This window comes from Streptomyces sp. NPDC033136 (genome assembly GCF_055578235.1).
Genome location: NZ_JBVIPD010000003.1, coordinates 110,134 through 137,065, shown reverse-complemented (window position 1 = coordinate 137,065; position 26,932 = coordinate 110,134). Strand labels below are relative to the sequence as shown.

The window sequence follows — 26,932 nt, the reverse complement described above, 5'->3', positions numbered from 1 at the left end:
GCCTGCGAAAGCTTGCCGAACCTGCGAATCGCCGCGGGGGTGCCCTGGCGTGTGTAAGTCGTGAAGGTGCAGGTCAGGGTGAGCCAACCGCCCTGTGGTGCCCTGCGATGCATCCTGCCCGCTTCAGATCAACTCCGTTCACCCCCGGCCCGCTTCCCTGCACATTCCTTTGGAAAATGCCAAAGCGTTCACCTGCGCCGAGCACAGTGAGTAGTGTCGTGCTCACGTTCGCGGGAACGGCCGTGCAGGGGGAGGGGATTCGGCGTGCCCGGAATCGACGAGAGTCTGCTGGAAGCCATGCGGCTGCCCGGCGCTCGAGGGGCGTCGGTGGTCGACTGGATCAGCGGTCTTGCCCTGGGAGCGGTGGGTGACGCACCGGGCGGAGATGTGGAGGCGACGGCTGCGGAAACCGCCGAACTCGCCAGGCTCGCCACCGAGAGCGGCGCCCTGGCGCCGGCCGGAGGCGACGGAGGCGAGGAGACCGGCAAGGAACCACCCGTGCAGGACCTGATCATCACAAACGCCGATTCGTACCACCTGCTCAGGTTCGTCACCACGACTTTCGACAGCACCGTGTTCGTGCACCTGTGGCTCGACCGCACGGACGGCAACCTGGCCCTGGCCCGCATCCGGCTGGCCGAGATGGCGGACCGGCTGGTGCTCGGATGATCACACCGGCCCTGGCCTCACGCACGGACGAGCCGGCCTCGGCTCAGCTCGCCACCCTGGCCGCGCAGCGCGCCAGCGGTGCCCTGTCCACCGAGTCGGGCATCGTCTACCTGGCCGCGGGACACGTCGTCCACGTCGAATCCGCCGTCTCACCCGACGTCGGCGACCTGCTCACCCACAGCGGCGCACTCGCCGCGGACGGCTGGTGGGCGGCGATCGACCAGGCCGGCCGCCGCTGCCGGGTCGGCAGGCAGTTGGTGGACGGCGGCCATCTCGCCGTCGGCGCACTGGAGTTGTGCCACCTCGGGGCCCTCTTCGACGCGGCGTACTTCGTCCTCGCCCACGACGGGCCGGCCGTCCGCTTCCGTCCCGGCGTCGCGCACTGGCTCGGTGCGGTCCGCCCCGTACCGGTCGACACCGTCCTGCGCGAGTCCAGACGCCGCCGTGAACTGCTGCACCGCATATGGCCCGAACCCGCCATCGACCTCGTCCCGCTCGCCCGGGTGCCAGGACTGGACGCGGGCCTGCCGGCCCGTCGCAGCCGCACCCTCGCCCAGGTCGACGGCGTCCGCACCGCCGCCCAGATCGCCACGGCCCTCGCCTGCCGCACCTTCCACACCCTCGTCGAACTCCGCCGCCTGGCCGCCGCCGGGCTGGTCGTCCCCGCCGCCACCGCGTCCCCCGAGCCGGGCCCCGCCCCGTTCCCGTCGGTACCGGACGAGCCCGACACCGCACTGCTGCGACGGCTTCTGCACGCCTTGGAGGCACTGTGATCCGCGCGCGACGCCAGCGTGCCGAAAGGAGACTGCTCATGGCCGTCGAGACCGACGTCCTGAACGAACTGCGTCGGCTCCGTACGCGCATACCCCTGCTGACAGGCTCTCTCGCGGCCACCGTCGACGGACTCGTCCTCGCCCACGACGTGCCGGAGACCGAGCCGGAGGGACTCGCGGCGCTGACCGCCGCCGCCCTCGGCGTGGCCTACCGCATGACCGACGCGGCCGCCCGCGGTGACTTCCGCGAACTGCTCGTACGGGGCTCCGGTGGATACGTCGCGACCTACGCGGCCGGAGAGACCGCCGTCCTCACCCTCCTCGCCGAGGACCGTGTCAACGTCGGCCGCCTCCACCTGGAGGGCCGGCGCAGCGGAGCCCGGATCGCGGACCTGGTGGTCACGCGGGTCGGCCCGGGCACCGGCCGTCACGCCGAACGGCCCGCGCAGGAGACCGCGTCCGTGCCGGAGGAGCACCTCGCCACGGCGCCCCCGTCCACGGTCCGCCCCATCGGCACCCTCCCGGTACGCACCCCGCAGCGGCCCACCCATCAGCCGCGCCCGCAGACCGGCGGCTGAGCCAGCAGACCGGCGGCTGACCACCCGATCCTCCCGACCGACCGAAGTAGAAGACCGAAGGAAAGGAACTGAGCGCATGGCCAACACGGAGACCGCGCTGAAGGAATGCCTGAGCTCCATCGACGGAGCGACGGCCGTCGCACTCGTCGACTACACGAGCGGCATGGCCCTCGGCACCCTCGGCGGCGGCAAGGACTTCAACCTGGAAGTCGCCGCCGCCGGCAACACCGACGTCGTGCGGTCCAAGCTGCGCACGATGGAACACCTGGGACTGAAGGAGGAGATCGAGGACATCCTGATCACCCTCAACACCCAGTACCACCTCATTCGCCTGCTCAAGGGACGCGGAGGCAGCGGACTCTTCCTCTACCTCGTTCTCGACGGAAGCCGCGCCAACCTGGCGATGGCCCGCCACCAGCTCCGCCGTATCGAGGCCGACCTGGAGGTCTGAACCGGCACCACCGGACGGGAGCCCTCCGCCACGGACACGTCGCGGAGGGCCCCGGCACGCCGGACGGCCGTATCTACCGCTCTGGGTCCGGGCACCACGCGGGCCCTAGGCCGGAAGACCCTTCAGCCACTCGACCAGCAGCCGGTTGGTCTCGACGGGACGCTCCTGCTGAAGGAAGTGACCGCAGCCGTCGAGGATGTGAGAGGCCGTCATCCCGGGCAGCGTGGTCGGGAACGCCTCGATCGCGTCGGCCAGCCAGGTCGTGGACGCGTCCAGGCCACCGCCGATGAACAGGGACGGCTGGGTGACGGGGGCGCCGGCGAAGTCCGCGAGGTCCTGCCAGTCTCGGTCCATGTTCCGGTACCGGTTCAGGGCGCCGGTCATGCCCGTGCGTTCGAACTCCCCGGCGTAGACGTCGAGGTCGGCCTCGCTCAGCCAGTGCGGCAGCCGTCCGACGGGGAACCGGTCGCGCAACCGGCCTCCCCGCGCCACGAAATGCGGATCGGCCTCCGGCATCGTGTCCGGGGACAGGGCCGCGTAGAAGCCCGCGAGCCAGCCGCGCACGTCGGGCTCGATCTCGGCCTCGGCCCGGCCGGGCTCCTGGAAGCAGGAGACGTAGAACTCCTCGTCGCCGCCCATCCGCGCGAAGACCTCGCTGGGCCGGGGGCCGCCGGGCGGGGCGTAGGGCACGCTCAGCAGTCCGACCGCGTGGAACACGTCCGGCCGGACCAGCGCGGAGGTCGCGGCGATGGTCGCCCCCCAGTCGTGCCCGACGAGCACCGCGGACCGCTCGCCCAGCGCCTCCACGACGGAGACGTTGTCGGCCACCAGCTCGAGCATCCGGTACGCGTCCACCTCCGCGGGCCGGGACGAGCGCCCGTATCCGCGGACATCGACGGCCACCGCGCGGTAGCCGGCGGCGGCCAGGGCCGGTAGCTGGTGGCGCCACGCGTACCAGGACTCGGGGAAGCCGTGCAGGAGCAGGACCAGCGGCCCGTCACCCTGTTCGACGAGATGAAGGCGGCCGGCCGGTGAAGGCACCAGGCGATGGGTGTGGTCGACGGCGGACGTCTGCGGCATGGATCCTCCCGCGATCCGGAAAGGGACGCTCGGCCCACCGATCATGCAACGCCCGCCGCGACGAACCCGCGGCCTGTTGCCGGTTCGGAGAACGGCTCAGCCGTGGAAGGTGATGTACCCGTTGCGGTCCCTGTCGGATCCGCTCCTGGTGTACGAGTGCACGTCGGCGCGGCTGCCGGACGGCTTGTACACGTAGATCGTGTCCTTGTCGTTGTTCCACATGAAGTTGCAGTTGTCGCGGTACACGACGTTCTTCGCGTCGGAGTCGGCCCCGTTGCCGCCGCGCAGCTTCACGTGGTCACCCGGCTGAAGCGTGTGGCTCGCGGTGAAGGTGAACTTGTTCCCCGCGGCGTCCTTCACGACGTACCCCTTGAGGTTCACCGTCGTCGACCGCGAGTAGTTCTTGATGGTCAGGTACTCCTCGTCGGTGTTCCCCGTCGAGCAGCGGTTGGAGTCGCTCCCGGGAGCGTCGTACTGGATGCCGCGGATCTTCAGCGCGGAGTTGTACTCGGCCGCCTGGGCCGGGACCGCCGTCAGGGCGGTCAGTGCTCCGGCAGCGGCCACCGTGGTCGCGACAAGGCGTATGCGCATGGACGTTCGTCCCCCTATATGACCCTCTGGTGAAGGCGATGTGGTGATTCGGTGAAGCATCCAGATCGTACATCGTTCAAGCACACAGAAAGGCGGGTCCGGTGACATTGCCACCGGACCCGCCCGCGGGGTGTGTGGGGGTCAGGCCCCGCTGGCCCGCAGCATGTCCTCGCGCTCGACGAGCTTCACGCGCTCGCGACCTTCCGGCTCACCCAGCGCCTTCTCGGCGGCGTCCAGCTTGTACCAGCCGTCCCAGGTGGTGAAGCGGACGTTCCGCTCGGCGAGGAACGCGTCCACGGCCTCGGGGCCGGGGGTGGCGGGCGTGTGCAGCCGGCCGTTCGCGTAGTCGTCCAGCAGGTTGGCCACCGTCTCGTTCGCGTCGCCCTTGGTGTGCCCGATCAGGCCCACGGGGCCACGCCGGATCCAGCCGGTGACGTACGTGGACTGCAGGTGCTCGCCGGTCTCCTGCATGACCCGGCCGCCCTCGTCCGGGACGGTCCCGGAGTCGAGGTCCCAGGGAAGCTTGGGGAGTTTGTCGGAGAGGTAGCCGACGGCACGGTAGACCGCGCTGACGTCCCAGGTCTTGAACGTGCTGGTGCCCTTGACGTTGCCGGTGCCGTCGAGCTCCGTGCGCTCGGTGCGCAGCCCGACGACCTTGCCGTCCTCGCCGAGGATCTCCACGGGCGACTCGAAGAAGTGCAGGAAGAGCTTGTGGGGCCGGTCGCCGACGTCCCGGATCGCCCATTTCTCCAGCGTCTTGGCCACCATGTCCGCCTGCTTGTTGCCGCGCCGGGTGGCGATCGAGCCCTCGTCGTAGTCGATGTCCTCGGGGTCGACGATGACCTCGATGGTGGGGGAGTGGTCCAGCTCGCGCAGCTCCATCGGGCTGAACTTCGCCTGCGCCGGGCCCCGGCGGCCGAAGACGTGGATCTCCTTGGCCCGGTTGGCCTTCAGGCCCTCGTAGACGTTCGGCGGGATCTCCGTCGGCAGCAGCTCGTCCGCCGTCTTGGCGAGAACGCGGGCGATGTCGAGGGCGACGTTGCCGACGCCGAGCACGGCGACCTTCTCCGCCTCCAGCGGCCAGGTGCGCGGCACGTCCGGGTGACCGTCGTACCAGGACACGAAGTCCGCGGCGCCGTAGGAGCCGTCGAGGTCGATGCCCGGGACGGACATCGACCGGTCGGCAGTCGCCCCGGTGGCGAAGATCACGCCGTCGTAGAACGCCCGCAGGTCGTCCAGGCTGATGTCGGTGCCGTAGTCGACGTTGCCGAAGAGCCGGATCTGCGGCTTGTCGAGGACCTGGTGCAGGGCCGTGATAATGCCCTTGATCCGCGGGTGATCGGGCGCGACGCCGTAGCGGATCAGTCCGAACGGCGCCGGCATGCGCTCGAAGATGTCGATGGACACGCCGGGGTCGGCGGCCACCTCGGACTTGAGCAGGGCGTCGGCGGCGTAGATCCCGGCGGGGCCGGATCCGACGATGGCTACCCGCAGGGGGCGGGGCATGGTCAGGTTCCCTTCGAGCGGCGACAAGCGATCTCGTCGGGAAGCCTAAACTGAGGCAAGCCTAAGTCGGTACGCGGGTCCGGCCTATGAGCTCATAAAGCGACTTTATGAGCAGGCGGACGGCCTCTCACGGCAGCGGCTGCTCCGCCCAGATCACCTTTCCCGCGGGCAGATAACGCGTCCCCCAGCGTTCCGCGAGCTGCGCGACCAGGAACAGGCCCCGTCCGCCCTCGTCCGTCATGGTCGCGTACCGCAGGTGCGGTGAGGTGCTGCTGTTGTCGAACACCTCGCAGATCAGGTTGCGGTCGCGCAGCACGCGCACGTGGATGGGGCCGTCGCCGTACCGGAGCGCGTTGGTGACCAGTTCGCTCAGGATCAGTTCGGTGCTGAACGTCAGCTCGTCCAGTCCCCACGCGGCCAGTTGCCGGGTCACCGCCGCCCGCACCTCGCCCACGGCCGCCGGATCGGCCGGCACCGGCCACTCGGCGACCTGGTCGGCGGCGAGTGCCCGGGTGCGCGCCACGATCAGGGCGATGTCGTCGCTGGAGCGGGCGGTGAGCCGCGCGTCGAGGACGGCCCGGCAGGTGTCTTCGGGGGACTGGCCGGACCGGCTCAGCGCCTCGCGCAGCAGGTCCAGCCCGACGTCGATGTCCCGCTCCCGGTCCTCGACCAGCCCGTCGGTGTAGAGGACGAGCCGGCTGCCCTCGGCCAGCTCCAGCTCCGCCGTCTCGAACGGCAGGCCGCCGAGCCCGAGCGGGGGACCGGCGGGCACGTCGGGGAACTCGACGCTGCCGTCGGGGTGGATCAGGGCGGGCGGGGGATGCCCGGCCCGCGCGACGGTACAGCGTCGGGAGACCGGGTCGTAGACGGCGTACAGGCAGGTCGCGCCGGTGACGGGGGCGCTGCCCTCCTCCTCCGCCTCGTCCTGGTCGATACGGCCGACCAACTCGTCCAGCAGGGCTATGAGTTCCTCGGGCGGGAGGTCGAGGGCGGAGAAGTTGTGCACGGCCGTGCGCAGCCGCCCCATGGTGGCAGCGGCGTGCAGTCCGTGGCCGACGACGTCCCCGACCACCAGTGCGACGCGGGCCCCCGACAGCGGCAGCACGTCGAACCAGTCACCGCCCACCCCTGCCTGCGCGGGCAGGTAGCGGTAGGCGATCTCCAGGGCGCCCTGCTCGGGCAGGTTCCTCGGCAGCAGGCTGCGCTGGAGCGTCACCGCCATGCTGTGCTCGCGGGTGTAGCGGCGAGCGTTGTCGATGGAGACGGCGGCCCGCGCCACCAGTTCCTCCGCCAGCGCCAGCTCGTCCTCGTCGAAGGGCTGGGGCTTCTCGCAGCGCCAGAGGCTGACCACGCCCAGGATCAGGGTGCCGGCCCGCAGCGGCACGGTGATCAGGGAGTGAATGCCGTAGTCCACGATCTGCGCGGAGCGTTCGAGGTCCTGCGCCCGCCAGCCGGGGGCCTCGCCGAGCCGGGGTTCCAGGACGGGGCGGCCGGTGGCCAGGCTGCGGCCTTGCGGTGAGGTCTCGACGAACCTGATCCGCTCGCCCACGGTAAGGAGGGGAGCGTCCTTGCGGATTCCGCTGAGCGCCGTCCGGCTGAGAGCGGCCGCCGCGTCCGGCTGGCCCCCGCCCAGCACCGCGTCGAACAGGTCCACGGTGACGAAGTCGGCGAACCGGGGCACGGCCAGCTCGGTCAGCTCCTCGGCCGTGCGGGTCACGTCCAGGCTCGTCCCGATGCCCACCCCGGCGTCGTACAGCATGTTCAGCCGTTCCCGGGCGGTCTCGGCCCGGCCGGACAGGGCCCGCAGCTCCGTGGAGTCGCGCAGGGTGGCGACACTGCCGGGCGGGACGCCGGCCCGGTCGGTGGTCCGCTGGTTGACGGCGAGGAGCCGGTCCCCGACGAGGTGCACCTCGTCCGTGGCGACGCGCCCGGAGGCCAGCAGGTCGGCGGTGCCCGGGTCGAGTCCCAGACTGAGGATGGGGCGGCCCTCGGCGTCGGCCGGCAGCCCGAGCAGCCGGTGCGCCTCGTCGTTGGCGAGGACCAGGGTGCCCCCGTCGTCGACGATGAGCACGCCCTCCCGGACGGCGTGCAGCACGGCGTCGTGATGTTCGTACATCCGGGTCATCTCGTGCGGCCCGAGCCCATGGGTCTGGCGCAGCAGCCGCCGGCTCACCAGCGCGGCACCAGCCGTCGCCAGGGCGAGCGCCACCGCGGCGGCGGACAGCACCAGCGGCAGCTGACGGTCGGCGGTGCCGCCGACGTTCTCGGTCGTGATCCCCGCCGACACCAGGCCCACGACCCGGCCGTCCGGGTCCTTCACCGGCACCACGGCCTGCACGAGCTGGCCGATGGTGCCCTCGATCTCCTCGGTCACCGCCTCTCCGGCCAGCGCGGGCGCGACGGTCCCGACGAACTGCTTGCCGATGCGGTCCGGCTTGGGGTGGGTGTAGCGGATCCCGTCGGTGTTCATGACGACGATGAAGTCGACCTTCGACCGCTCACGGGCGGCCTCGGCACGTGGCTGGAGCACGGACGTGGGATCGGGGCTTTCGAGCGCGTCGATGGTGCCCGGCGCGTTGGCGAAGGTCTCCGCGACGGCGAGCGAGCGGTTGCGGGCCTCCTGCGTCGTGTCGTGCCGTACCTGCAGCACCAGCGCCACCACGGCCGCCATGACCAGCAGCAGCACGATCACCACGACCAGCAGGAACACCTGTCCGGCGACACTGCGCCCGCCCAGCGCCGAGCGCAGCCCCGCCATCGGATGCCACCGCGACGGGCCCGCCTCCCTCCGCTGCCGTGCGTACGGCGAGGCGCCGGGCCGCAGGGGCGATCGAGTCCCGGATCGACCCAAGAGTCGGACCATGTGCCATGTCTACACTGCCGGGCCCCCGGGAGGCGAGGGGCACTACCCAGGGTGGCAAGGGGCCCTCACCGGATCATCACGTCTGGGGCCCCCACGGCCTCCCGGCCCGAGAGGAAAGGTACGACGGTGTCAGGCGCCCAGCGAGCGGGCCAGCTCGGTCGTCGCCCGGGCGATCTCGCCGTCCTCGTCGGCCATCAGCCGGCCGAGCTCGCCGCGCCGGGCCCGCACCGCCTGACGTGCCGCACGCTCCCACACCACCGGGTTCTCCCGGTGGTTCAGCAGCTTCGGATAGACGGCGGCGGTGCTTTCCCACTGCCGGGCATCGGCGATGCTCTTGAGCAGCTGGATGATCTGGGCGCGCACGGTCACCTGCGGCAGCTTCGCCAGTTCCCACAGGAACGGAACCGTGGCGGCCGTCGCCTGCTCCACGACGAAACCGAACTGGCAGATCCGTTTCCGCAGATCGTCGAGGGCGGACCGGGCGGTGTCGGCGTCACCCCAGGCGATGCCGTTGAGCAGGAGGGGAATGGCCGCCGCCGATCCGGTGGAGTCCTGGATGTCGCCCCACGGCACGCGGTCCAGTGCCGTGAGCGGCGTGGTCCGGGCCACTCCGGTCGGGGCGTCGGGGCGCTGTGGGCGCTCGCTGCTCGGGTGTTCCGTCGAAGCGCTGCGCATGGCGAGGGGCCTTTCCGCGGCAGTCGTGTCAGATGGGTGGACAGCTCGTGGGTGGACAAGCGGTGGGGGGAAGGGTCGACAATCTGGCCCAGACCGTCTTGCCCATAGGGGGAGTGGGGGCCCAGCCCCACTCCTCGGACAGGGCGTCGACGATGCACAGGCCCCGGCCGTGCTCCTCCAGGGCGGCGCCGGCCGCGGCGTGCACGGGCGGGCGGTCGTCGGTGTCGGAGACGGTGACCAGCAGGTGAGTGGGGTCCAGGACGAATCCGAGCCGGATCTCCGGCACCCCCGCCGCACCCGATGCCCCCGGCGCCGCGTGCGTGGCGGCGTTGGCGGCGAGCTCCGTGATGACGAGGGTCGTGTCGTCACAGCGGTGGTCGAGGGACCAGACGTGCAGCGTGTCCCGGGTGAAGGACCGGGCTCGCGCGAACCCCTCCCGGCTGCACTCGACGCGCAGGGCGGCCGAGGCGGACAGGGCACCGGAGAACTGCGGCAGCGTCTCCGGCACCGAGGGCGGGATCGCGTACGGCGCCACCGTGCGCGGGGCGGCCGGTGAGCCGTGGCTCGTACCGGTCGCGCTTATGAGTGCGGCAGCCTCACTCGGTGGCGGGAGCACGGGCTGCGCAGGTGATGACACGGCATCTCCCCGATGCGACGTCAGGACGGGGCGTCAGCACGGGGGTTGACGCCGCAGCTATTATCCACGCTGACAGCGCTCGCGTGCAATTGCACGCGAAATTGCGTGCAATACAAGCCGAGGTGGGTACGCAAGCCGGGGGCGAGTACGGCCGAAGGGACGCGGCCGCGCTCGGCCGGACGCCGGGCACACCGCCCGGCGGGGAACGAGAACAGCAAGGAGACTGCGGTGCCACCAGTGAAGAACGGAGTGCAGGCAAGCTCGTTGGAGGCCTGCTGGATCAAGAGCCGGTACAGCAACGCCGAGGGCAACTGCGTCGAAGTCGCCCCGCTCGTCGGCGGAGGGATCGCCCTGCGCAACTCCCGTGACCCCGACGGGCCCGCCCTGGTCTACACGGCGGCCGAGGTGGCGGCCTTCCTGGCCGGGGCGAAGGACGGCGAGTTCGACCACCTGGTCTGAGCGGTGCAGCCGCGGCGTGAAGCCCTCGTGGTGGAGCGGAGCCCAACTCCCCACTTCTGTGGGGCTGCTGCGGGAAGCTGCGTGGAAGCGCGGCTGAGTGCGATAGTGTTAGTCGCCCTTGTGCCGGTCTGCTGGGAGTCATGATGTCCGCCGCGTCGCATCGCATCTCCCGTCTGGAACCCTACCTGGACAGGCCCGAGCCGGCGCCCACTCTGCTGAAGATGCTGGTCGGTGTACAGCTCGCAGGCTTCCGTGAGGACGCCGGCCTCGCCCAGGACCAGGCGGCGCGGGCTGTCGGGTTCAGTGCCGCGAAGTTGTCCCGCATCGAGTCGGGCAAGGGCCGCCGCCCGCCGACGGAGTCCGACGTCCGCGCCCTGCTGCAGCTGTACGGCACCGACGACTACGAGGCCTCGGTCCTCCTCAAGTTGCTGCAGCGCGCCTGCGAGCCGGGCTGGTGGCAGCGGTACGACAAGCGGCTGATGCCCGAGTGGTTCGACCGGCTGGTCGGGCTGCAGGAGGCCGCCGCGACCATCCGTACCTTCGAGATCCAGTACGTGCCCGGCCTGTTGCAGACCCCCGCCTACACCCGGGCCGTGGTGGAGCGCGGCCTGCCGAACGCGCCGTCGAGCGAGGTGGAGCGGCGTGTCGAACTCCGTCGGCACCGGACGCGGTTGCTGTCACGGCCGGAGGCTCCGCAGCTGTGGGCGATCATCGACGAGTCCGTGCTGCTGCGCGTCCTGGGCAGCACGGAGGTGATGCGCGAGCAGCTCGCGCACCTCGTGGACATGGCCGAACGCCGCAATGTGACGCTGCAGATCGTGCCGTTGAGCGTCACGAACGCCTCGGCACCGGCCATCCCGGTCACCTATCTGCGCTTCGGCGGCCTCGACCTGCCGGACGTGGTCTACCTGGAGCACATCAAGAGCGCGAACTTCCTCGAGGACCGCGACGAGACCGAGGAGTACCGGATCGCGCTGGACCGGCTCGCGGACGAGGCGCTCAAGCCGCGTGACTCCCTGGAGCTGCTGCGTCAGACGATGGAGCAGCGCTACCCGTGACGCACGGATGCCTCCCGCGGGGCGACCGGCGTCCCGTGAGAGGCATCTCGCTCACTTCTCCAGCGGTCACTTCTGCGAGGGAACGCGCCCGACTCCGCCGAACTCGATCCACTCTCGGGTGAGCTGACGGGGCGCCACCTCCGTGTCAGGTCGCCAGGTCGACACCTCGACAAGACCCGGCTCCAGGATCTCCAGATCCTCGAAGTACGTGGCCACGTCCTTCGGTTCACGCACACGGCCCCAGTGCCCCTGCGTCGCCTGGTCCATGAAGTTCGTGACGAACTCGCGGACCTCGGGGTCCTCGCTGACCAGCTGGCACATCACCATGAAACTGCCCGGCGCGAGCCGCTCCCGGACGCGGCGGGCCACCGCGAGCGGCCCGTCGGTGTCGCTGTCCGGGATGCAGTGGAACACCGAGTTGAAGAGCACGCAGACCGGCTCGTCGAAGTCGATCAGCCGCTTGGTGTCGGCGTGGCCGAAGATCAGGTCGGTCTCGCGCATGTCCGCGTGGATGACGGTCGTGCGCTCGTCCTGCTCCAGCAGCGCACGGCCGTGGACCAGCACCATCGGGTCGTTGTCCACGTAGACCACGTGGGTCGTCGGGTCGATGCGCTGGGCGACCTGGTGCACGTTCTCCTGCGTGGGCAGGCCGGACCCGTGGTCGAGGTACTGCCGGATGCCGTACTCCTGGGACAGGGTCCGCACGACACGCTGGAGGAAGCGCCGGTTGTTCAGGGCCAGGCGGCGCGTGCTGGGCACGACCTTGTCGAGCTGTTCGCACGCGGCGCGGTCGGCCGCGTAGTTGTCCTTGCCGCCCAGGTAGTAGTCGTACATGCGCGCTGCCGTCGGCACGTTCGCGTCGATCTCGGTGGACAACTGCTTCTCGGAGTGCATCGTTCCCCCTGCAAGGTGCCGCGCCAACGGACTGGCTGGACAGGAACTACATCCTAGGGAGCGGGAGTTGGGCCGTGCCAGTCCACTGCCGAAGTGCCCACGATCAAACGACAAGATGACCGCCCTCCGCGCCGCCCCCACGTCCGTGATGTCACGTTTCACGCACTCTGTGTCACCAGCGGTCGGGCGGGTACCCGCCGAGGCCCACCGGACCCGCCCCAGGGTCAAGCTCCTGGCGCCGCAGCCCCTGGCCGGCGTCTGCCCCGGGCCGTCACCGCCGCTGCGCGGCGATCATGGCCCGGTACCAGTGGTAGCTGTCCTTCGGCGTGCGCTGCTGCGTGGCGTAGTCGACGTGGACGATCCCGAAGCGCTTGTCGTAGCCGAAGGCCCACTCGAAGTTGTCGAGAAGAGACCACACGTAGTAGCCCCGGACGTCCACGCCGGCGTCCATGGCGGCCCGCAGAGCGGTGAGATGGTCGCGCAGATAGGCGACCCGGTTGCTGTCGTGGACGGCCCCGCCGGGACTCACCTCGTCCTCCTCCGCCGAGCCGTTCTCCGTGATGTGGACGGGCGGCAGGGCGTCGGCGTACCGCTCCGTGAGCCCCACGAGCAGATCGGTGAAGGTGTGGGGCGCCACGGCCCAGCCCATGGCGGTGCGGCGCACGCCGGGCATGGGCACCTCCGCGTACCGGTTGTCGGTCGCCACCCGCTGTGCCGGGTCGCTCTCGCGGTACGGGGCGTCGGCCACGACGATCGGCCGGTAGTAGTTGATGCCGAGGAAGTCCAGTGGCTGGGAGATCAGTTCCAGATCGCCGTCGCGCCGGACGTCCTGAGCGGTGATCAGCTCGCCCCAGGCGTCCTCCTCGGCCGCCGGGTAGCGGCCCGCGAGGAGGGGCTCGGTCCACACGAGGTTGTGCTGGGTGTCGGCGCGGGTGACGGCCGCGAGGTCGGCGGGGGAGTCGGTGGCGGGCAGGTTGTGGTCGAGGTTGAGGGTGATGCCGGCCTCGCGCACCCCGGCCGCACGCAACGCCCCTACGGCCAGGCCGTGTCCGACGAGCAGATGGTGGGCGGCGGCCAGCGCGCCGCCGCCCTCGCGGGCGCCCGGGGCGTGGCGGCCGACGGAGTAGCCGAGGAACGCACTGCACCACGGCTCGTTCAGGGTGATCCAGCGCGGCACGCGGTCGCCCAGGTGCTCCGCGACGACGGCCGCGTACGCGCCGAACCGCTCGGCGGTCTCCCGCACCCGCCAGCCCCCGCCGTCCTCCAGGGCCTGCGGCAGATCCCAGTGGTAGAGCGTGGCAGCCGGTTCGATCCCGGCCGCGAGCAGCTCGTCGACCAGCCGGGAGTAGAAGTCCAGACCCCTGAGGTTCACCGGCCCGGACCCGTCAGGGACGATCCGCGGCCAGGCGACCGAGAACCGGTACGAGCCCACGCCCAGCTCCCGCAGCAGCGCGACGTCCTGCGGATACCGGTGGTAGTGATCGCAGGCGACATCACCGGTGTCCCCGTTCGCCACCAGCCCCGGGGTATGGCTGTAGATGTCCCAGATGGACGGCCCGCGCCCGTCCTCCCGCACCGCCCCCTCGATCTGATACGAGGCGGTGGCGGCCCCGAACACGAAGCCGGGCGGAAACCTCGGGAAGTCAGTCATGTCCTCAACCATGCCCCGTGTCGGCCCTCGAGCCAGGGGAAACCGGCGAGGCCGACCGGGGCCGTCATCCAGCGCTGTGTCCGGGAGCCGGTCGGAGCACGCCCTCGTCCGGGGTTCGGCCGGACGAGGGCCTCGGTATTCGGTACTCCTCGGCATTCAGTGCCCGAACAGCTGCATCGCCGCACTTCACCGATATCCAAATCCGGTAATCTGGAAATAGAAGAATCCGATCGGAAGTCGAGGGTGTGTCCGCAACCGCTGTTCTCACGGCCCCGGCCGCTTTCCCAGGAGAAAACCCATGGGCGACTATTATGACCTCGGCACGCACGGCCGTCCCGTCACCACGTCCTCCGCCGATGCCCAACTCTGGTTCGACCGCGGCCTGGTGTGGACATACGCCTTCCACCACGAGGAAGCAGTGGCCTGTTTTGAAAAGGCGGCCGAGGCCGATCCCGCGTGTGCGATGGCGTATTGGGGCATCGCCTACGCGCTGGGCCCGAACTACAACAAGCCCTGGGAATTCTTCGAGGGCGAGGAACTGGTGCGGACGGTCGAGCGCACGCACGCCGCCGTGGAACGGGCCCATGAGAGGGCCGGCCACGCCGATCCGGTCGAGCAGGCTCTGATCGGCGCGCTGCGGGCCCGCTATCCGCAGCCGGAGGCCGTGGAGGACTGCTCGGTGTGGAACGAGCCCTACGCGGACGCCATGCGGGCGGTGTACGCACTGGCGCCCGACGCCCCGGACATCGCCACCCTCTACGCCGACGCCCTGATGAACCTCACCCCGTGGCAGTTGTGGGACCTGACGACCGGGCAGCCGGCCGAGGGAGCCCGCACCGCGGAGGCCAAGGAGGTGCTGGAGGCCGCACTCGCCACCGAGGACGGTGCGGGGCACCCCGGGGTGCTGCACCTCTACATCCACCTGATGGAGATGTCCCCGGTCCCGGAACAGGCCCTCACCGTCGCCGACCGGCTGCGCGGCATCGTCCCCGACGCCGGGCACCTGCTCCACATGCCCTCGCACCTCGACGTCCTGTGCGGCGACTACCGCCAGGTCGTCGCGGCCAACAGCGCCGCGATCGCCGCCGACGAGAAGTACCACCGACGGTCCGGCGCGATGAACTTCTACACCCTCTACCGGGCGCACAACCACCACTTCAAGATCTACGGCGCCATGTTCCTCGGCCAGGCGCGGGTCGCCCTCGACACCGCCGCCCAGCTGGAAGCCGCCATCCCGGAAGACCTGCTCCGCGTGCAGAGCCCCCCGATGGCCGACTGGCTCGAGGCCTTCCTGGCCATGCGCGTCCACGTCCTGATCCGCTTCGGCCGCTGGGCCGACATCCTCGACCTGCCCGCCCCCGCCGACCCGGAGCTCTACGCGGTGACCACCGCGATGCGGCACTACGCCCGGGGCGTCGCCCTCTCGGCCACCGGCGAGGTCGCCCGGGCCGAGGCCGAACGCGAACTGTTCCGCGAGGCGGTGAGCCGGGTGCCCGAGACCCGGATGCTGTTCAACAACACCTGCCATGACATCCTCGCCATCGCCGCGGCCATGCTGGACGGAGAGCTCGAGTACCGCAAGGGCAACCACGACCTGGCCTTCGCCGCCCTGGAGCGCTCCATCGAGCTGGACGACGACCTCCCCTACGACGAGCCGTGGGGCTGGATGCAGCCCGCCCGCCACGCCTACGGCGCACTGCTGCTGGAGCAGGGCCGGGTGGCGGAGGCCGAGGCCGTCTACCGCGCCGACCTCGGCCTCGACGACACGCTGCCCCGCCCCCTGCAGCACCCCGGCAACGTCTGGTCCCTGCACGGCTTCCACGAGTGCCTGCTCCGCACCGGCAAGACCGGCGAGGCGGCTCTCGTGGCCCACCAGCTCAAGACGGCGAGCGCGCTGGCCGATGTGCCGATCCAGGCGTCCTGCTTCTGCCGCTCGGAAACGCGGCCCGGGCCCGAGACCACCGACGGGTGCTGCCACTGACCTCCAGGACCACGGCCGGACCGGGCCCACGTGCTCCAGAGCCCGGGCTTGGCCGGCCGGTCCCGCTGCCACCGGCCGGGGCGGTGGTGAGGGCCACCACGATGATCGGGGCCGGGCTCTGGGGGTCAACGCCCCCTGGTCAATGGCGGCGACGACGGTGCGGGACGTCGCGCGCGAGGCCGGGGTGTCCGTGCCGACCGTCTACGCGGCGTACGGCAACAAGTCGGGACTGACCCGTGCACTGGCCGATGCCGCCGACCTCTCGGCCGATGTGCCGCAGCTGGTCGCGGAGCTGGAGTCGCCCACCGCGGACCCCGCCCGGCAGCTCGCCGCGATGGCCGGCTACGACCGGCGCCTGTACGAGCGGTCCGGCGGCATCATCACGCTCGTGCGGGAAGCGGGCCGCTCCGAACCGGAGCTGTCCACGCTGTACCACGACAGCCGCCGGCGCGGCGACCGGACCCGGGTGCAGGTCTTCTCCTCCCGGCCGCCTGGCGTCCTGCGCCCCGGCCTCGACGTGCCGTCCGCGGTCGACGTCTACGCGGCGCTGTGCACCATCGACGTCTACACCGTGCTGACCGGCGAGCGCGGGTGGTCGCCCGACCGGGTGGAGCAGTGGTGGTGCGGGGCGCTGGTGCGTGAACTCCTGAACGTTTGAGCTGCCGTTTTATGGTCACTCGTCCGTTGACCCCGCAGTCGGACACGACTTGGAGTGAACGAACGTGGCTGAAGAGCAGAAGTCCAAGGCGAAGGTCGAGCAGGCCAAGGGGAAGGCCAAGGAGGCCATCGGCCGCGCGGTGGGTAACGAGCGGCTGGAGGCCGAGGGCCGTGCCGAGCAGTCGAAGGGTGACGCCCGGCAGGCCAAGGAGAAGACGAAGGACGTCTTCAAGCACTGAGGACGCCTTCAAGCACTGAGGGCACTTTTCAACAAACATTGCGTTGAGGTCTCGTGGCGGTGCCGCGTCCCTGGTGGATGCGGCACCGCCACGTGCGGTCACTGCCCTGGGCCAAGTGACCGCACCACCGGTCGCGGGGGAGCGGGCCGCCGGTGGGAGCGCCTCCGCAGGGCGATCCGCAGGGTGCCCGCGCCGCCGCCGAAGGGGGCGGCACCGGCCGCCGAGCAGCCGGCCGGGGCGAGCTGGACGACGAGGGACGTGACGATCGGGCGACTGCGCGCTGAGCCTGGTACGGCACTGCGAAGCGTGACGCGTCAAGAGGTGTGCGTCCGGCCCAACTCGCCTCACCCCTTGACGTGTTGGTTGCCGTCCTAAAACATTCGGGAAACTCGATTGATTCTGCGCGGTTCTGTTCGCTCCCGAAGGGAATACATGTCCAGCAGACATCGCCTCGCCCGGACGCTGGCGGCCACCGTCCCCCTGGCACTCGGCGCGGGCCTCATGGCCGTGCCCCCCGCCGCTGCCGCCGGTCCGCCGGGGAGCGCGGTCACGGTCCGGATCGACCCGTCCTACCGGCAGCAGGAGTTCGAAGGCTGGGGGACGAGCCTCGTCTGGTTCGCCAACATCACCGGCCGTTACCCGGAACCCATCCGGCAGAAGCTCGCCGACATGCTGTTCGGGAAGGACGGCCTCCGCCTCAACATCGCGCGCTACAACATCGGCGGCGGCAACGCCCCGGACGTCCGCAAGGACTACATGAAGGTCGGCGCCACGATGGAGGGCTTCTGGAAGGCTCCCGAGGGCACCACCCGGGAGGACACCGACTGGTGGAACCCGGACAACCCCGAGCACTGGGACTGGTCCGCCGACGCGGGCCAGCGCTGGTGGGTCGACCGCGTCAAGAACAAGGTGACCCGCTGGGAGGCGTTCAGCAACTCGCCGCCCTGGTTCCAGACCGTCAGCGGCTACGTCTCGGGCGGCTTCGACGCCAACACAGACCAGATACGGGCCGACCGCGTCGACGACTTCGCCACCTACCTGGTCAAGGTGACCGAGCGGCTGGAGAAGAAGCACCGCATCAAGTTCGACACCATCGCCCCGCTCAACGAACCCAACACCAACTACTGGGGCACCCAGATCGGCCCCGACGGACAGCCCACGGGCGGCCGCCAGGAGGGCGCGCACGCCGGCCCGGAGCTCCAGCAGAAGGTCGTCCTGGCCCTGCACCGCGCCCTGGAGAAGGCGAGGACTCGCGCGACGATCTCCGCGATGGACGAGACCAACCCCAGCACCTTCGTCCGCAACTGGAACGCCTACGACAGCTCCGCCCGCGCCGCCGTCGACCAGCTCAACGTGCACACCTACGGCACCGGCATGCGCACCAGCGCCCGCGACAGCGCCAAGGCCGCGGACAAGCCGTTCTGGATGAGCGAGGTCGAGGGCACCTGGGGGACCGGCACCGACTTCACCGGCATGGAGCCGGGACTCGGCATCGCCACCCGGGTCGTCGAGGACATCCGTGAACTGGAGCCGTCCGCCTGGGTGTTGTGGCAGCCCGTCGAGGACTCCATCCCCCAGGCACAGGCGGGCAAGAACTGGGGCAGCATCCACATCCCGTTCAACTGCACCGCGAAGGACACCCTGGAGACCTGCCCCATCCGGGCCAACACCAAGTTCCACACCCTGCGCAACTTCACCCACCACATCCGGCCCGGCGACCACTTCGTGAAGGCCGACGACCCCTCCAGCGTCGCCGCCGTACGCAAGTCGGGCCGCGGGGCGACCGTGGTGCATGTCAACAGCGGCACGACCCCGCGTGCGGTGACCCTGGACCTCTCCCGCTTCCGGCGCGTCGCCCCGGGCGCCACCGTGACCCCCGTGGTGACCAGCACCAACGGCGCACTCGTCCGCGGCACGCCCGTGAAGGTCAAGGACGACTCCGCCACCGTGACCGTCCCGGCCAAGTCGGTCACGACCCTCCTCGTCAATGGCGTGTCCGGTACCGCCAAGGACGCCGCGCTCGTCCAGCCCGGCCATGTCTACCGACTCCAGGGAGCCCAGAGCGGCAAGTCCCTGGCCCCGGCCGCCGACGGCAACGGCGTCGTCGTCCGTACGGCCGACCCGGCCGCCAAGTCCCAGCTGTGGTCCGTGAAGCAGCTGACCCGAGGCGACGGCAACCGTGACCGTTACGCCCTCGTCAACGCCGCCGACGGCAGGCGCCTCGCCGTAGGCGACGACGAGGCCGTCCTGGAAGAAGCGGGCACACGCGCGACGAGGGCCGCACAGTGGATCATGTCCACCACCGGGGACGGCACCTGGACCTTCGTCAACGCCGCGACGGGCCGTCTCCTCGACGTCGTCGGGCAGTCGACGGCGGACGGCGCCCGGGTCTCGGCCTTCCTCCCGACCTCCAACGCCAACCAGCGGTGGGGCGTGACCGACGAGACGGTGCTCCGAACGCAGCCGGCCGAGGCGTTCACCGTGCCCGGCCATGCGCCCGAACTGCCCGGCACCGTGACGCCCGTCTTCCGCGACGGCGCCCGGGGCGCGCTCCCCGTCGAGTGGAAGCAGCCCTCCGACTCACGCTGGCGCAAGCCCGGAACCGTACGCGTGAAGGGCCGGGCCACCGACGCCCTGGGCCGGACCGTCCCCGCAGAGGCGGTCGTCACGGTGGACACCATCGCCGCCACGCTCCCGGCCCGCGCCAAGACCTACAGCGGCGGGCGGCCCGACCTGCCCGCCACGGTCACCGGCGTCGGACGGCACGGCGGAACAGCCGACCTCCCGGTCACCTGGGACCCCGCCCCCGGCGGCGCCTTCGACGACACCGGCGTGGTGACCCTGCGCGGCACCGCCCGGGTACCCGGCGGAGACACGGCCGCGGCGACCGTGCGCGTCCAGGTCACCGCACCCCGGCAGACCAACGCCGCGCTCGGCGAAGGTGTGACAGCAGGCGCGACCTACACCGAGAGCGGCTACTCGGCCGAGGGCCTGCGCAACGGCACCACGTCCGAGAAGGCCTGGTCGAACTGGAGGTCCGGCACGAAGAACCCGTCCGACACCATCACCTTCACCCTGCCTGAAGCGCGCGATCTGACCCGGGTGGTGACCCACTTCCACCGCGACGGCACCAACGTCAGCTTCGCCGAGTCCCTCAAGGTACAGGTGCGCGGGGCCGACGGCGGCGGCTGGACCGACGCGAGCGAACAGGTCTCCGTCGGCACCGAGGGCACACCCGTGGCCGACGTCCCGGTGCGCGCGACCGGCCCGTCGACCGCGGTGCGCGTGGTCCTGACGGCCCGCCCGGGCGGTTACATCACCCTCGGGGAGATCGAGGTGTACGCCAAGGCGCCGGGTGCTTCCGCGGACGCGGCGGCGGCCTCGATCGAGGTGGACGGCGCGCCCCTGAGCGGTTTCGACCCGGACCGGACGGCCTACCGCGTCGTGGTCGACCGCCCGGACCGGGCCCGCGTCACCGCCACACCGCGTGACCCGTACGCGGACGTGACGGTCCGCAAGGACACGGCCGGTGGCAGGACGGCCCACGTCGTCTCCGTGACCAGCGAAGACGGCTCACAGACACGGGAGTACAGGATCGAGCCGACCCGCTCCTGACACACGAAAGCGCGGGGCCCGCACGCCCCGCGCTTTCGTCCCCCGGGAACAGGCCTCCGGAATCAGGCCTCCGGAGCCGGGTACGTCGGGTACTCCACGCCGGAGACGTGCTGCACGACGCGGATGACCTGGCACGAGTAGCCGAACTCGTTGTCGTACCACAGGTAGAGGATCGCGTTGTCGCCATCGACCTTGGTGGCGCCGGCGTCGACGATCGAGGCGTGACGCGAGCCGATGAAGTCGCTGGAGACGGCGTCGGGGGCCGTGGTGAAGTCGATCTGGCGCTTGAGCGGCGAGGTCAGGGAGACGTCGCGGAGGTGGTCGAGGACCTCCTCGCGGGTCGTCTCGCGGCCGAGCCGCAGGCTGAGGATCGCTATCGAGACGTCCGGCACGGGGACACGGATCGAGCTGCCGGTGATCGGCGCCTTGAGGTCGGGCAGCGCCTTGGCGACGGCGGAGGCGGCACCGGTTTCGGTGATGACCATGTTGAGCGGCGCGGACCGGCCGCGGCGGTCGGCCTTGTGGTAGTTGTCCAGCAGGTTCTGGTCGTTGGTGAACGAGTGGACGGTCTCCACGTGGCCGCGCTGGACCCCGAACTCGTCGTCCATCGCCTTCAGCGGCGGCACGATCGCGTTCGTGGTGCAGGACGCGCAGGACAGGATCTGCTCGTCCGGCTTGATCGTGTCGTGGTTGACGCCGTGGACGATGTTCGGGACGTTGCCCTTGCCGGGCGCGGTCAGCACGACCTTGTCGATACCGGGGCGCAGGTGCTGCGCCAGGCCCTCGCGGTCGCGCCACTTGCCGGTGTTGTCGATGAGGATGGCGTCCTTGATGCCGTACGCCGTGTAGTCGACCTCGGACGGGTCGTTCGCGTAGATCACCTTGATCGTGTTGCCGTTGGCGACGATCGTGCTGTTCGCCTCGTCTACGGTGATCGTGCCCTGGAACTGGCCGTGGATGGAGTCGCGGCGCAGCAGCGAGGCACGCTTGATGATGTCCTGCTCGCCACCGCCCCGCACGACGATGGCCCGCAGACGCAGACCGTTGCCCGAACCGGCCTTTTCGATGAGCAGCCGGGCGACGAGCCGGCCGATGCGGCCGAAGCCGTAGAGGACGACGTCGCGTCCCTCACGGCGCTCGATCTTGTTGGCGCCGGTGGCACCGGCGACGGCCTCGGCGGTGAACTCCGCGACCGACAGACCGCGGTCGTCCTCGCGGTACGTCGCGGCGAGCATGCCGATGTCGATCTGGGACGGCCCGAGGTCGAGCTCGGCGAGGGTCTGCAGGAAGGGCAGCGTCTCGGTGACCGAGAGCTCCGCACCGGCGATCTGCCGGGCGAACCGGTGGGTCTTGAGGATGCTGACCACCGACTTGTTCACCAGGGAGCGGCTGTGCAGCAGGACCGTCACGTCCCGCTCCCGGTGCAGCTTCCCGATGATCGGGATCATCGACTCCGCGATCTCCTCGCGGTTCTTCCAGTTGGTGAACGAGTCGTCGTTGACAGTCACGAGTCCATCTTTCGAGCTAGGCGGCGCTCATATGTTAAACCGTCGATTTCTCGATCATGAACGGGGTGCCTCCGAGCCCGGTGGGCCCCTTCCGGAAGATCTCCGCGAGCCCTTCACGGTGCGCCCTGAGACGATCGAGTCCGGGCCTCCACGCGAAGGAGACGCTCATGGACTACGACGCCGTGGCCGACGAGCTGTACGCCCGGCGGCCGGAGGACTTCATCGCCGCCCGCGCTTCCGCCGTGGCCTCCGCCCGCACCGCCGGTGACCGGGAACTCGCCGAGCGGATCGGCGCCCTGCGCAAGCCCAGCCTCGCAGCCTGGGTCAGCAATCTCCTGGTCCGCAGCCGGCCCGGCGAGGTCGAGCCCCTGCTCCGGCTGGGGGAGGGGCTGCGCCGGGCCCACCAGGACCTCGACGGCGCCCGGCTGCGCGAGTTGAGCCGCCGGCAGCACGCGCTCGTCCGCGCCCTGTCCGCCCAGGCCCGGCAGCTCGCGAAGCAGGCCGGCCATCCGATCGGCGAGAGCGTGCAGCGCGAGGTCGAGAACACCCTGCAGGCCGTCCTGGCCGACCCCCGGGCCGCCGAGGCCTGGGCGAGCGGCCGGCTGGCCAAGCCGCTCAGCGCGGCCGTCGGTTTCCCCGCGGCCGCCGAGGGCGCCGGACCGCGGCGCCCCGCACCCGCACCCGCCCCCGGCCCCGCCTCCTCCCGCCCGGCGGTGAAGGCCGACGAGCGGCAACGGCGACGACTGGCCCAGGCCCGGAAGGACGCCGAGGCCGCCGAGCGGGAGCTGCGGACCCTGAGGGACGAGGCGGCCGCCGCCGGCCGGGCCGCGGACGAGGCGAAACAGCGGCTGGATCGCCTCCAGCGCCGCGTCGGCGAACTCACCGAGGCACTGGAACGCGCCAGGGGTGAGCACGAGCAGGCCCGCTTCGCCGAGCGGGCGGCCCGGGAGCAGGCCCGCACGGCAGACCGCCGCGTCCGCGAGGCCGACCGCCGGGCCACGACGGCCGCCGCCCAGCTCACACGTCTGACCTCGTCGGACACGTGATCTGTGGGGGACGGGTCTTTGTGACACATGGGCGGGTCCACGTGATCCGTGGGCGGTGGCCGGGTCGACGTGATCCGTGGGCGGGTGGACGGGTCGACGTGATCCGTGAACGGGTGGACGGGTCGACGTGATCCGTGAACGGGTGGACGGCTCCACGTGACCCGTGGACAGGTACGGCGATGCGTGGTGACCGTGGCCCGCCCCGGCGTTGATCATGGCCACGTGACTGAGCTCACACCGCGCGGGAGGCCGCTCGCGCAAGCCCCACCGGCCCGACACCAAAATTGAACCGTTCGTTTTCTTGAATCATTCATGTTTGTGCCGCTAGGTTGTCCCGCATGACCGCATCCGGGAATCCGACCACCGCCGAAGAGCTGCGCGGTGCCGGCCTGCGGGTGACGGCCGCCCGCGTCGCGCTGCTCGAGACCGTGCGGGACGGTGACCACCTCGGCGCCGATGCCATCGCCTCCGAGGTACGCGGCCGCGTCGGCCACATCTCCGTCCAAGCCGTCTACGAGGGGCTCCACGCACTCACCGCGGCGGGACTGATACGCCGCCTCGAACCACCCGGCAGCCCGGCCCTCTACGAGGGACGGGTCGGCGACAACCACCACCACCTCGTGTGCCGGTCGTGCGGAACCGTCGCCGACGTCGACTGCGCGGTCGGCCACGCCCCCTGCCTGACCGCGTCCGACGACCGCGGCTTCGCCGTCGACGAGGCCGAGGTCATCTACTGGGGCCTGTGCCCCGGCTGTTCCACCGCCCGCAGTTCCTGAGCACGTGATCCACCCGAGCACCGTGATCCACCCCGTCCGGAAGGATTTCCATGACTGAGAACCACGACGCGATCGTCACCGACCCGAAGATGGAGGAGGCGGGAGGCGGCTGCCCGGTGGCGCACGACCGCGCGCTGCACCCGACTCAGGGCGGCGGCAACCGCCAGTGGTGGCCCGAGCGGCTCAACCTGAAGATCCTCGCCAAGAACCCCGAGGTGGCCAACCCCCTCGGTGAGGGCTTCGACTACGCCGAGGCGTTCCAGGCCCTCGACCTCGCGGCCGTGAAGCGCGACATCGCCGAGGTGCTCAGCACCTCGCAGGACTGGTGGCCGGCCGACTTCGGCAACTACGGCCCGCTGATGATCCGTATGGCCTGGCACAGTGCGGGCACCTACCGCATCAGCGACGGCCGCGGCGGCGCCGGCGCCGGCCAGCAGCGCTTCGCGCCGCTCAACAGCTGGCCCGACAACGGCAACCTCGACAAGGCCCGCCGTCTGCTGTGGCCGGTGAAGAAGAAGTACGGCCAGAGCATCTCCTGGGCCGACCTCATGATCCTCACCGGCAACGTCGCACTGGAGCAGATGGGCTTCGAGACCTTCGGCTTCGCCGGCGGCCGCGAGGACGTCTGGGAGTCCGAGGAGGACGTCTACTGGGGCCCCGAGACCACCTGGCTCGACGACCAGCGCTACACCGGCGACCGCGAGCTGGAGAACCCGCTCGGCGCCGTCCAGATGGGCCTCATCTACGTCAACCCCGAGGGCCCCAACGGCAACCCGGACCCGATCGCCGCGGCCCGCGACATCCGTGAGACGTTCCGCCGCATGGCGATGAACGACGAGGAGACCGTCGCCCTGATCGCCGGCGGCCACACCTTCGGCAAGACCCACGGTGCCGGCCCGGCCGACCACGTCGGGGCCGACCCCGAGGCCGCCTCCATGGAGGAGCAGGGCCTGGGCTGGCGGAGCACCTACGGCACGGGCAAGGGCGGCGACGCCATCACCTCCGGCCTCGAGGTCACCTGGACCAGCACGCCCACCCAGTGGAGCAACGGCTTCTTCAAGAACCTCTTCGAGTTCGAGTACGAGCTCGAGCAGAGCCCGGCCGGCGCCAACCAGTGGGTGGCCAAGGACGCCCCGGAGATCGTGCCCGACGCGCACGACTCCTCGAAGAAGCACCGCCCGAAGATGCTCACCACCGACCTGGCGCTGCGCTTCGACCCGATCTACGAGCCGATCTCCCGCCGGTTCCACGAGAACCCGCAGGAGTTCGCGGACGCCTTCGCCCGCGCCTGGTTCAAGCTGACCCACCGTGACATGGGCCCGAAGTCCCTGTACCTCGGCCCGGAGGTCCCGCAGGAGACCCTGCTGTGGCAGGACCCGCTGCCGGAGGCCGAGGGCGAGGTCATCGACGCCCAGGACATCGCGGCCCTCAAGGCCAAGCTGCTCGAGTCGGGTCTGTCCGTCTCCCAGCTGGTGTCCACCGCGTGGGCCTCGGCGTCCACCTTCCGCGGCAGCGACAAGCGCGGCGGGGCCAACGGCGCCCGCATCCGCCTGGAGCCGCAGCGCGGCTGGGAGGTCAACGAGCCCGACGAGCTGGCCCAGGTCCTGCGCGTCCTGGAAGGCATCCAGCAGGAGTTCAACTCCGGCGCCGGTGCCAAGAAGGTCTCGCTGGCCGACCTGATCGTCCTCGGTGGCTCCGCCGCCGTCGAGAAGGCCGCCAAGGAAGCCGGCTTCCAGGTGGAGGTTCCCTTCGCCGCGGGCCGTGTGGACGCCACGCAGGAGCAGACCGACGCCGAGTCGTTCGAGGCGCTCGAGCCGACCGCCGACGGCTTCCGCAACTACCTCGGCAAGGGCAACCGCCTGCCGGCCGAGTACCTGCTGCTCGACAAGGCGAACCTGCTCACCCTGAGCGCCCCCGAGATGACCGTCCTGGTCGGCGGCCTGCGGGTGCTGGGCGCCAACCACCAGCAGACCCAGCTCGGTGCCCTCACCACGACGCCCGGCTCGCTGACGAACGACTTCTTCGTCAACCTGCTCGACCTGGGCATCACGTGGAAGTCGACGTCCGAGGACCAGACCGCGTTCGAGGGCCGCGACGCCGCCACGGGCGAGGTCAAGTGGGCCGGTTCTCGTGCCGACCTGGTCTTCGGCTCGAACTCCGAGCTGCGCGCGCTCGCCGAGGTCTACGCGAGCGACGACGCGAAGGAGAAGTTCGTGAACGACTTCGTCGCGGCGTGGGTCAAGGTCATGAACCTTGACCGGTTCGACCTGGTCTGATCACCTCCGCACGACGGGACGCCCCGGGCCGGCCGGCCCGGGGCGTCCCGCGTCGTTCCTGAGGGATCGTCAAGGACCGTTCAAGGTAAGAACATCACTTGCCCAACTCTCACCATGAAACGGCAAGGACCGCGGCAAGGCCGGAATCCGGGCGTACGTTCGCACCGTGAACACAGATTCCGCTGCCCACAGAGGCGCCGGCCGTGCACCGCACCCCTTCGCCGGTCCACGGCCGACCACCGGCGGTACCGTCCGCCGCACACTCCTGCGCACCGCGCTGACCGGGGCCGCGGCCCTCGGCGCCGGCCTCGGCGCCGCCCGGCCGGCCACCGCCGCTGCCCCCACGCGCGGCACACCCCCTCGGCCCGGCACCCCGGCGGAGGCTCTCAGGGAACTGGCCGCGGGAAACCGCCGCTGGCGTGCCTTCCGAGAGCGACACCCGCACGAGAACGCCGAGATCCGGCGGACGCTGACCACCGCCCAGCACCCCTTCGCGGTCGTGCTCGGCTGCATCGACTCGCGCGTGCCCCCGGAGCTGGTCTTCGACCAGGGCCTGGGCGACCTGATGACGGTCCGCACCGCCGGTGAGGTCCTCGACGAGGCAGTCCTCGGCAGCGTCGCCTTCGGCGTCCTGGAACTCGGCATACCGCTGGTCGTGGTCCTCGGACACCAGTCGTGCGGCGCGGTCAGTGCCGCCGTCGAGGCGGAGAAGTCCGGCACCCGGCTGCCCGCCCACATGCAGTACCTGGTCGACCAGATCAGCCCGGTCATCGACCACGGCAAGGAGGGCGACGCGCGGATCGACGCGACCGTGGACGCCAACGTCCGGCTCGTACGCTCCCGGCTGGCCGCGGAGCCCGACCTCGCCGCCAAGGCCCGCGCCGGCCGGCTGGCGATCGTCGGCGCCCGCTACGAACTGACCAGCCAGGCGGTCCACCGCATCGCCTGA

23 protein-coding genes are annotated in these 26,932 nt (G+C 70.9%); 14 read left to right on the top strand and 9 right to left on the bottom strand.

Features of this window, described 5'->3' with window-relative positions; translation table 11 throughout:
• Positions 1-264 precede the first annotated feature (264 nt).
• The 4 genes from ACZ5TL_RS06295 to ACZ5TL_RS06280 all read left to right on the top strand — a co-directional run bounded on the left by ACZ5TL_RS06295 (position 265) and on the right by ACZ5TL_RS06280 (position 2,471).
• Positions 265-669 carry a hypothetical protein gene (locus ACZ5TL_RS06295; protein ID WP_468588221.1) on the top strand — a complete coding sequence of 135 codons (405 nt, stop codon included), beginning with the start codon at positions 265-267 and terminating at the stop codon, positions 667-669.
• Entirely contained in the window at positions 666-1,442 is a 777-nt protein-coding gene (locus ACZ5TL_RS06290; RefSeq protein WP_468588220.1) for a hypothetical protein, read from the top strand. Before ACZ5TL_RS06295 ends, ACZ5TL_RS06290 begins: the two co-directional genes overlap by 4 nt.
• Before the next feature lie 38 nt (positions 1,443-1,480).
• A complete protein-coding gene (locus tag ACZ5TL_RS06285) occupies positions 1,481-2,020 on the top strand; it encodes a roadblock/LC7 domain-containing protein (RefSeq protein WP_468588219.1) in 540 nt (179 codons plus the stop codon).
• A 76-nt stretch (positions 2,021-2,096) separates the two neighbouring features.
• A complete protein-coding gene (locus ACZ5TL_RS06280; protein ID WP_031136637.1) occupies positions 2,097-2,471 on the top strand; it encodes a roadblock/LC7 domain-containing protein in 375 nt (124 codons plus the stop codon).
• Positions 2,472-2,576: 105 nt separating this feature from the next.
• On the opposite strand, the gene ACZ5TL_RS06275 is transcribed toward ACZ5TL_RS06280, so the two are convergent.
• The 6 genes from ACZ5TL_RS06275 to ACZ5TL_RS06250 form a co-directional block, all read right to left on the bottom strand.
• Entirely contained in the window at positions 2,577-3,551 is a 975-nt protein-coding gene (locus ACZ5TL_RS06275; protein ID WP_468588218.1) for an alpha/beta fold hydrolase, read from the bottom strand.
• A 96-nt stretch (positions 3,552-3,647) separates the two neighbouring features.
• Positions 3,648-4,142, bottom strand: coding sequence for a lamin tail domain-containing protein (locus tag ACZ5TL_RS06270; RefSeq protein WP_468588217.1), 495 nt, complete (start codon positions 4,140-4,142; stop codon positions 3,648-3,650).
• 141 nt (positions 4,143-4,283) lie between these two features.
• The gene (locus tag ACZ5TL_RS06265) at positions 4,284-5,648 is read right to left on the bottom strand and encodes an FAD-dependent oxidoreductase (RefSeq protein ID WP_468588216.1); all 1,365 of its coding nucleotides are present in this window, start codon (positions 5,646-5,648) and stop codon (positions 4,284-4,286) included.
• A gap of 127 nt (positions 5,649-5,775) precedes the next feature.
• Entirely contained in the window at positions 5,776-8,406 is a 2,631-nt protein-coding gene (locus ACZ5TL_RS06260; protein ID WP_468588215.1) for a SpoIIE family protein phosphatase, read from the bottom strand.
• A 234-nt stretch (positions 8,407-8,640) separates the two neighbouring features.
• Positions 8,641-9,186, bottom strand: a complete 546-nt coding sequence (locus tag ACZ5TL_RS06255; protein ID WP_468588214.1) for a hypothetical protein — start codon at positions 9,184-9,186, stop codon at positions 8,641-8,643.
• A gap of 28 nt (positions 9,187-9,214) precedes the next feature.
• Positions 9,215-9,823 (bottom strand): ATP-binding protein, encoded by a 609-nt coding sequence (locus ACZ5TL_RS06250; RefSeq protein ID WP_468588213.1) that lies wholly within the window; start codon positions 9,821-9,823, stop codon positions 9,215-9,217.
• Positions 9,824-10,051: 228 nt separating this feature from the next.
• Here ACZ5TL_RS06250 and ACZ5TL_RS06245 point away from each other — a divergent pair, with 228 nt between their 5' ends.
• Entirely contained in the window at positions 10,052-10,282 is a 231-nt protein-coding gene (locus ACZ5TL_RS06245; protein WP_468588212.1) for a DUF397 domain-containing protein, read from the top strand.
• A gap of 143 nt (positions 10,283-10,425) precedes the next feature.
• The gene (locus ACZ5TL_RS06240; RefSeq protein WP_468588571.1) at positions 10,426-11,340 is read left to right on the top strand and encodes a helix-turn-helix domain-containing protein; all 915 of its coding nucleotides are present in this window, start codon (positions 10,426-10,428) and stop codon (positions 11,338-11,340) included.
• Between the two features lie 66 nt (positions 11,341-11,406).
• Here the strand turns inward: ACZ5TL_RS06240 and ACZ5TL_RS06235 are convergent, their stop codons facing one another.
• Together ACZ5TL_RS06235 and ACZ5TL_RS06230 are read right to left on the bottom strand one after the other, a co-directional pair.
• Positions 11,407-12,234 (bottom strand): SAM-dependent methyltransferase, encoded by an 828-nt coding sequence (locus ACZ5TL_RS06235; protein ID WP_468588211.1) that lies wholly within the window; start codon positions 12,232-12,234, stop codon positions 11,407-11,409.
• Positions 12,235-12,505: 271 nt separating this feature from the next.
• Entirely contained in the window at positions 12,506-13,885 is a 1,380-nt protein-coding gene (locus ACZ5TL_RS06230) for a GH1 family beta-glucosidase (protein ID WP_468588210.1), read from the bottom strand.
• Positions 13,886-14,183: 298 nt separating this feature from the next.
• Here ACZ5TL_RS06230 and ACZ5TL_RS06225 point away from each other — a divergent pair, with 298 nt between their 5' ends.
• From ACZ5TL_RS06225 to ACZ5TL_RS06210, 4 genes are all read left to right on the top strand, one after another.
• Positions 14,184-15,866, top strand: a complete 1,683-nt coding sequence (locus ACZ5TL_RS06225) for a hypothetical protein (RefSeq protein ID WP_468588209.1) — start codon at positions 14,184-14,186, stop codon at positions 15,864-15,866.
• Between the two features lie 142 nt (positions 15,867-16,008).
• Complete coding sequence (locus tag ACZ5TL_RS06220; RefSeq protein ID WP_468588208.1) at positions 16,009-16,524, top strand: TetR/AcrR family transcriptional regulator; 516 nt, start codon at positions 16,009-16,011, stop codon at positions 16,522-16,524.
• A gap of 64 nt (positions 16,525-16,588) precedes the next feature.
• Positions 16,589-16,762 (top strand): CsbD family protein, encoded by a 174-nt coding sequence (locus ACZ5TL_RS06215; protein WP_468588207.1) that lies wholly within the window; start codon positions 16,589-16,591, stop codon positions 16,760-16,762.
• Positions 16,763-17,194: 432 nt separating this feature from the next.
• Positions 17,195-20,377 carry a glycoside hydrolase gene (locus tag ACZ5TL_RS06210; protein WP_468588206.1) on the top strand — a complete coding sequence of 1,061 codons (3,183 nt, stop codon included), beginning with the start codon at positions 17,195-17,197 and terminating at the stop codon, positions 20,375-20,377.
• A gap of 62 nt (positions 20,378-20,439) precedes the next feature.
• On the opposite strand, the gene ACZ5TL_RS06205 is transcribed toward ACZ5TL_RS06210, so the two are convergent.
• Positions 20,440-21,885: a glyceraldehyde-3-phosphate dehydrogenase gene (locus ACZ5TL_RS06205; protein ID WP_468588205.1), complete on the bottom strand. Its 1,446-nt coding sequence runs from the start codon at positions 21,883-21,885 to the stop codon at positions 20,440-20,442.
• Positions 21,886-22,052: 167 nt separating this feature from the next.
• Between ACZ5TL_RS06205 and ACZ5TL_RS06200 the strand changes: the two genes are divergently transcribed.
• The 4 genes from ACZ5TL_RS06200 to ACZ5TL_RS06185 all read left to right on the top strand — a co-directional run bounded on the left by ACZ5TL_RS06200 (position 22,053) and on the right by ACZ5TL_RS06185 (position 26,932).
• Positions 22,053-22,931: a hypothetical protein gene (locus ACZ5TL_RS06200; RefSeq protein ID WP_468588204.1), complete on the top strand. Its 879-nt coding sequence runs from the start codon at positions 22,053-22,055 to the stop codon at positions 22,929-22,931.
• A gap of 338 nt (positions 22,932-23,269) precedes the next feature.
• Entirely contained in the window at positions 23,270-23,707 is a 438-nt protein-coding gene (locus ACZ5TL_RS06195) for a Fur family transcriptional regulator (protein WP_468588203.1), read from the top strand.
• A gap of 50 nt (positions 23,708-23,757) precedes the next feature.
• A complete protein-coding gene (gene katG / locus ACZ5TL_RS06190) occupies positions 23,758-25,983 on the top strand; it encodes a catalase/peroxidase HPI (protein WP_468588202.1) in 2,226 nt (741 codons plus the stop codon).
• 166 nt (positions 25,984-26,149) lie between these two features.
• Positions 26,150-26,932 (top strand): carbonic anhydrase, encoded by a 783-nt coding sequence (locus ACZ5TL_RS06185; RefSeq protein ID WP_468588201.1) that lies wholly within the window; start codon positions 26,150-26,152, stop codon positions 26,930-26,932.